This is a genomic window from Cupriavidus sp. FW305-3-2-15-C-LB2 (assembly GCF_058787575.1).
In genome coordinates this window covers 113,592-120,260 of record NZ_JBYSZW010000019.1, presented here as the reverse complement: position 1 = coordinate 120,260, position 6,669 = coordinate 113,592, and the positions used below count along the sequence as shown (strand labels likewise).

The following is a 6,669-nucleotide window of genomic DNA, read 5'->3' as shown; positions in this document are numbered from 1 at the left end:
ATCACCAACGGCCCGGACTGCGACGTGCTGGTGGTCTATGCCAAGACCGAGCCTGAGCTGGGCGCGCGCGGCATGACTGCCTTTATCGTCGAAAAGGGCATGAAGGGCTTCTCGGTGGCGCAGAAGCTGGACAAGCTGGGCATGCGCGGCTCGCACACCGGCGAACTGGTGTTCCAGGACGTGGAAGTGCCGGTCGAGAACATCCTTGGCGCCGAGAACGGCGGCGCCAAGGTGCTGATGAGCGGGCTGGACTACGAGCGCGCGGTGCTGTCCGGCGGCCCGGTCGGGATCATGCAGGCGTGCATGGACGTGGTCACGCCGTATATCCACGACCGCAAGCAGTTCGGCCAGAGCATCGGCGAATTCCAGCTGATCCAGGGCAAGGTGGCCGATATGTACACCACGCTGCAGGCCGCGCGCAGCTACCTGTACACGGTCGGCAAGAACCTGGACGCGCTGGGCAGCGGGCACGTGCGCCAGGTGCGCAAGGACTGCGCCGCGGTGATCCTGTACACCGCCGAGAAGGCCACCTGGATGGCGGGCGAGACCGTGCAGATCCTGGGCGGCAACGGCTATATCAACGAATACCCGGCCGGCCGCCTGTGGCGCGATGCCAAGCTGTACGAGATCGGCGCCGGCACCTCGGAAATCCGCCGCATGCTGATCGGCCGCGAGCTGTTCGCGGAAACCATGTAAGCGCGCCTACCTTCGCCATCTGCCGACCGACAGCACCATCTCGCGGCACACCCAGAAGCACGATATGCCAATCATCGAAACCAAACTGAACGCCCGCTCCGAGTCCTTCAAGGCCAACGCCGAAGCCATGCAGGCCCTGGTAGCCGACCTGGAGGCCAGGATCGCGAAGCTCGCCGAAGGCGGCGGCAAGGACGCGCGCGACAAGCACCTGTCGCGCGGCAAGCTGCTGCCGCGCGACCGCGTGCAGCAACTGCTGGATCCGGGCACCCCGTTCCTGGAGCTGTCGCAGCTGGCCGCGTACGACATGTACGACAATGCCGCGCCGGGCGCGGGCATCATCACCGGCATCGGCCGCGTGGCCGGGCAGGAGTGCGTGATCGTCTGCAATGACGCCACCGTCAAGGGCGGCACCTACTACCCGATGACGGTCAAGAAGCATGTGCGCGCGCAGGAGATCGCCGAGGAGAACAACCTGCCGTGCATCTACCTGGTCGATTCCGGCGGCGCCAACCTGCCCAACCAGGACGACGTGTTCCCCGACCGCGACCACTTCGGCCGCATCTTCTACAACCAGGCCAACCTGTCCAAGCGGGGCATCCCGCAGATCGCGGTGGTGATGGGCTCGTGCACCGCCGGCGGCGCCTATGTGCCCGCGATGAGCGACGAGTCCATCATCGTCAAGAACCAGGGCACCATCTTCCTGGGCGGCCCGCCGCTGGTGAAGGCCGCCACCGGCGAGGAGGTCAGCGCCGAAGACCTGGGCGGCGCCGACGTGCATACGCGCCTGTCGGGCGTGGCCGACTACTTCGCGCAGAACGACCACCACGCGCTGTCGCTGGCGCGCAATATCGTGCAGCACCTGAACCGCCGCAAGCCGGACCAGATCCGCCTGCACGAGCCGGTCGAGCCGCTGTACCCGGTGCAAGAGCTGTACGGCGTGATCCCGACCGACACGCGCAAGCCCTATGACGTGCGCGAGGTGATCGCGCGCCTGGTCGACGGCTCCGAGTTCGACGAGTTCAAGGCGCGCTACGGCACCACGCTGGTGTGCGGCTTCGCGCGCATCTGGGGCTACCCGGTCGGCATCATCGCCAACAACGGCATCCTGTTCTCCGAGTCCGCGCTCAAGGGCGCGCACTTCATCGAGCTGTGCTGCCAGCGCAAGATCCCGCTGGTGTTCCTGCAGAACATCACTGGCTTCATGGTCGGGCGCAAGTACGAGAACGAAGGCATCGCGCGCAACGGCGCCAAGATGGTGACCGCGGTGGCCACCGCGCAGGTGCCCAAGTTCACGGTGATCATCGGCGGCTCGTTCGGCGCCGGCAACTACGGCATGTGCGGGCGCGCCTATTCGCCGCGCTTCCTGTGGATGTGGCCGAACGCGCGCATCTCGGTGATGGGCGGCGAGCAGGCCGCCAGCGTGCTGGCCACGGTGCGCCGCGACGGCATCGAGGGCAAGGGCGGCAAGTGGAGCGCGCAAGAGGAAGAGGCGTTCAAGCAGCCGATCCGCGACCAGTACGAGCACCAGGGCCATCCGTACTACGCCAGCGCGCGCCTGTGGGACGACGGCGTGATCGATCCCGCGCAGACCCGCACCGTGCTGGGCCTGGGACTGTCCGCGAGCCTGAATGCGCCGATCGAGGACATGAAGTTCGGCGTGTTCCGCATGTAATCACGACAAGGAAGACCGATGTTCAACAAGATCCTGATCGCCAACCGCGGGGAAATCGCCTGCCGCGTGGCCGCCACCTGCCGCCGGCTCGGCATCCGCACCGTCGCGGTGTACTCGGATGCCGACGCCGACGCGCGCCACGTCGCCTTCTGCGACGAGGCCGTGCATATCGGCGGCGCGGCCGCGCGCGACAGCTACCTGCGCGCGGACCACATCATCGAGATGGCGAAGGAGGCCGGCGCCCAGGCCATCCACCCCGGCTACGGCTTCCTGTCCGAGAACGAGGCCTTTGCCGAGGCCTGCGCCGCGGCGGGACTGGTCTTCATCGGCCCGCCGGCGTCTGCCATCCACGCGATGGGCAGCAAGAGCGCGGCCAAGCAATTGATGGAGAAGGCCGCGGTGCCGCTGGTGCCCGGCTACCACGGCGAGGACCAGGGTCCGGCGCTGCTGCGCCGCGAGGCCGACCGCATCGGCTACCCGGTGCTGCTCAAGGCCAGCGCAGGCGGCGGCGGCAAGGGCATGCGCGTGGTCGAGTCGGGCGACGCCTTCGAGGCCGCGCTGGCCTCGGTCAAGCGCGAGGCCAGCGCCAGCTTTGGCGATGACAAGGTACTGGTGGAGAAGTACCTGACGCGCCCCCGCCATATCGAGATCCAGGTGTTTGCCGATACCCACGGCAACTGCGTCTACCTGTTCGAGCGCGACTGCTCGGTGCAGCGCCGCCACCAGAAGGTGCTGGAAGAAGCCCCCGCGCCAGGCATGACCGAGGCGCGTCGCCGCGCCATGGGCGAAGCGGCGGTGGCCGCGGCCAAGGCGGTCGGCTATGTCGGCGCCGGCACGGTCGAGTTCATCGCCAACCAGGACGGCTCGTTCTACTTCATGGAGATGAACACGCGCCTGCAGGTGGAGCACCCCGTTACCGAGATGATCACCGGGCAGGACCTGGTCGAATGGCAGCTGCGCGTCGCCGCCGGCGAAGCGCTGCCGCTCACGCAGGAGCAGCTGCGCATCGACGGCCATGCGCTGGAAGCACGCATCTACGCCGAGAACCCCGACAAACAGTTCCTGCCGTCCACCGGCACGCTGCGCTACCTGCGCACGCCGCCGGCGGTGCAGTTCATGCGCGGTGGTGATGTGCATGGCCCGGCCGGCATCCGCATCGACGCCGGCGTGCGCGAAGGCGACACCATCAGCCCCTTCTACGACCCGATGATCGCCAAGCTGATCGTCTGGGGCAAGGACCGCGACGAGGCGCTGGCGCGCATGCGCCAGGCGCTGGCGTCGTATCACGTGGTGGGGCTGTCGACCAACGTGGCCTTCCTGCAACGGCTGGTGTCGTCGCAGGCGTTCCGCACCGCCGATCTCGATACCGGCCTGATCGAGCGCAACGAAGCCACGCTGTTCCCGCCCGCCGCCCCGGTCGGCCTGGAAGTCATTGCGCTGGCGGTGGCCGCGCTGCTCGACCGCGAGACGCGCGAGCGCCGCGTCGACGCCGCCGACCAGCATTCGCCGTGGACCCATGGCGGCGCGTGGCGGCTGAACGGCGGCGTGTCGCGCACGCTGCGCTTCGGCTATGGCGAGCAGGTGCTGGAGGTGACGCTGAATACCGATGCACGCGGCAGCACGCTGATCTACGCGAACCAGGTTGTGTCCTTCGCCTGCAACTGCCAGGGAGATGAGATCCGCGTCGACCTCGGTACGCGCCACGCGCACGGCCAAGTGCATGCCGACGGCGAGGTGTTTCATGCCTTCCATGCCGGTGGTCACGTAAGCCTGACCTGGCTCGATCCACTGGCGCACGCTGGCGAGGCTGAAAGCGAAGACGGCAAGCTGACCGCGCCGATGCCCGGCAAGGTCATTGCCGTGATGGTCGAGGCGGGCAGCATCGTGACGCGCGGGGCCCCGCTGCTGGTGATGGAGGCCATGAAGATGGAGCACACCATCAGCGCACCGGTGGATGGTGTGGTCAGTGAAGTGCTCTATGGGGTTGGCGAGCAAGTGGCTGAAGGGTCGCAGCTCCTGGCGTTTGAAGCCTGATATCGTGGGGAGGTTTCCGGCAATGCAACCAGACAAAGTCAAGATCGTGGAAGTCGGTCCACGCGATGGCCTCCAGAACGAGAAGGCGTTAGTGCCGACCGAGATCAAGGTCGCATTGATCGACCAGCTGACCGAGGCAGGCGCCGGAGATAGAGCGATTGTCGGGGCAAAGACTGAAAGCCGATCAGCCCTTGCAGCGGGTGGCCACGGATCCATCCCCGGCGGCAGCACCATTGACAGTTCCAGGGTGTAACTAGCATCTGTACGGATGCGCACACCAATGAACGGCTGGGGGCTTGGGGCGCAATTGGCAACGGCAATGCGCTCCAAGCGCTCAGCCACTAGTCCGTTGTTCAGCACCGGATACCCTGGCAACCAACCAGCAATGCGAGTCCAGCCGCTTCGGCAAAGTTGGTCAAGCTCACCACCCCAAAATTGCGCAGCAGCTCGTAGCTGCTGATTCGCCGGTCGGCCCAGGCCATCACTAATAGGTTGTTGGCAGTGAATAGCTTGGCGCCGGGCACTACCAGCAGCAGCCCTAATGAAAACACCAGGCTAGCTACCAATCACGCAGCTGGTGGCGAACCCTAAACTTGGGTCGCTGGCAACCCGTACGGAATACAGCGCTCCCCGCCCGATGAAAGCACCGGCCAGTATGCCCAAGCATCGCCATTTGCAGCAGCGGCAGGCGCGCCTTGGCCACCCCGACGGTTTGCACCCGCTCGGCGATTTCGCAACCTTCAAATGCCAGGCCACATGAGCCTAATAGTGCACCAGCGGCCCTGCCGCGACTTAGTTGGCAATCGAAAGTCATATTTTCAGCACTGATGCTAGGCAACGCGAAAAACCGTGCTTGATTCGCGTCAACAACTCCTGGCAACCCGAGTCGGGAACCGAACCTTCGCGACTTGACCTACCGCGGCTACATAGAATGGCTACAGGGCGACGGCGTGAAGGGGGCTCGAGATGACCATCATGGAGAACATAGCGATTGCCATCTCGCGTGGGCCGTCATGGCGAGGTGAGCACACGGAAATGTGCGAGCACAAGGGCATCGGACATCCCGATAGCCTATGCGATGGGGCTGTCGAAGCTGCGGCTCGCGCCTTGTGCCGCGCATACTTCGAAGCCTATGGCGCAGTCCAGCACTTCAATCTGGACAAGGCGCTACTCATCGGCGGCATGAGCGCGCCAAAGTTCGGCGGTGGCAAAGTGCTGCGCTCAACGCGGTTGATAGTATCCGGCCCTGTTACCGAACTTCCGTCGGCCAAGGCCGAGCTAGTTGTCGAGCAGGCCATTCGTGAGTACCTGGCGACATCCTTGGGCGATATTGGCAATGACATCCGGATCGAGCCAATCCTCCGCCCCTCGGCCCCGAACCTCCGGCGCGTGACCAGTGCAGCGTCTCTTTCGCTGTCCAATGACACATCCTTTGGCGTCGGCTATGCGCCACTCTCATCGCTTGAAAGAGCGGTGCTGTTGATTGCCGACCTTCTGCGCTCACGTGCCGACAGGGGAATGTTTGAGGCGGCGGGCCTCGATTACAAGGTGATGGGGAGTCGGCTGGGTGCGCATCACCGTCTCACTCTTGCGCTGGCGTTTGTCGACCGATGCGTCCAAGGCGTCGATGAGTACTTCATCCTCAAGGGCCGGATTGGGTCGTATCTGGCCGAGCACATCGGCACCGACTGTGAGATTGCAATCAATACCCTCGATCGCCGGGATGCTTGCGACGAAAGCGGGATTTACCTGACGGTCACTGGCTTAAGTGCTGAGCATGGTGATGACGGCCAGGTCGGCCGCGGAAACCGGGTCAATGGCCTGATTACCCCCTATCGGCCAATGTCGCTGGAGGCCGCAGCGGGCAAGAACCCGGCGTCACATGTCGGCAAGCTCTACAACGTGCTCGCCCACCGGTTAGCCTCTCACATTCAGGCAAGCGTGGATGGCGCGGATGAAGTCGTCGTCCGGCTTCTCTCCGGAATTGGACGCCCCATCGACCAGCCCCAACTGTTTGCCATTGATGTCGTGGCCGAGCGCGGCCTCTCGAGCGCCCAGGAGCAGCAAGTTCGTGAACTCGCGACGCTACAGCTGGCGCAGCTTCCTGCCTTGGTCAATGAGCTGGTCTATGGCACGGTAGCGGTCTTCTAGGCCCGGTGTATGGGGAGCACAGCAACCTCGGCGCCGGCATCGGCTGGCCGAGCGGCTTCCCAGCCTTCAAACACATACGTCATGCGGCGTTCGACATTCATTCCTGAATCGGCACC

General features: G+C 65.1%; 5 protein-coding genes and 1 pseudogene. 5 read left to right on the top strand and 1 reads right to left on the bottom strand.

What is annotated here, in order from left to right; genetic code table 11:
• The 4 genes and pseudogenes from AC3WRR_RS16250 to AC3WRR_RS16235 form a co-directional block, all read left to right on the top strand.
• On the top strand, window positions 1-696 hold a 696-nt coding region (locus AC3WRR_RS16250), incomplete at its 5' end, for an acyl-CoA dehydrogenase family protein (protein WP_492297443.1).
• 64 nt (window positions 697-760) lie between these two features.
• On the top strand, window positions 761-2,368 hold the full coding sequence (locus AC3WRR_RS16245; protein WP_492297442.1) for a carboxyl transferase domain-containing protein: 1,608 nt from the start codon (window positions 761-763) through the stop codon (window positions 2,366-2,368).
• 18 nt (window positions 2,369-2,386) lie between these two features.
• Window positions 2,387-4,402, top strand: coding sequence for an acetyl/propionyl/methylcrotonyl-CoA carboxylase subunit alpha (locus tag AC3WRR_RS16240; protein ID WP_492297440.1), 2,016 nt, complete (start codon window positions 2,387-2,389; stop codon window positions 4,400-4,402).
• Window positions 4,403-4,424: 22 nt separating this feature from the next.
• Window positions 4,425-4,544, top strand: a pseudogene (locus AC3WRR_RS16235) (hydroxymethylglutaryl-CoA lyase); the annotation flags it as partial.
• A 211-nt stretch (window positions 4,545-4,755) separates the two neighbouring features.
• On the opposite strand, the gene AC3WRR_RS16230 reads toward AC3WRR_RS16235, so the two are convergent.
• On the bottom strand, window positions 4,756-4,968 hold the full coding sequence (locus AC3WRR_RS16230) for a formate/nitrite transporter family protein (protein WP_197540009.1): 213 nt from the start codon (window positions 4,966-4,968) through the stop codon (window positions 4,756-4,758).
• 400 nt (window positions 4,969-5,368) lie between these two features.
• Here AC3WRR_RS16230 and AC3WRR_RS16225 point away from each other — a divergent pair, with 400 nt between their 5' ends.
• Window positions 5,369-6,553, top strand: coding sequence for a methionine adenosyltransferase (locus AC3WRR_RS16225; protein ID WP_492297438.1), 1,185 nt, complete (start codon window positions 5,369-5,371; stop codon window positions 6,551-6,553).
• Window positions 6,554-6,669 lie beyond the last annotated feature (116 nt).

What these genes read in the sequence shown, in the direction of transcription:
- AC3WRR_RS16225 (WP_492297438.1), top strand. Translation starts at nt 5,369, where the DNA reads ATGACCATCATGGAGAACATAGCGATTGCCATCTCGCGTGGGCCGTCA.
- AC3WRR_RS16245 (WP_492297442.1), top strand. Translation starts at nt 761, where the DNA reads ATGCCAATCATCGAAACCAAACTGAACGCCCGCTCCGAGTCCTTCAAG.
- AC3WRR_RS16240 (WP_492297440.1), top strand. Translation starts at nt 2,387, where the DNA reads ATGTTCAACAAGATCCTGATCGCCAACCGCGGGGAAATCGCCTGCCGC.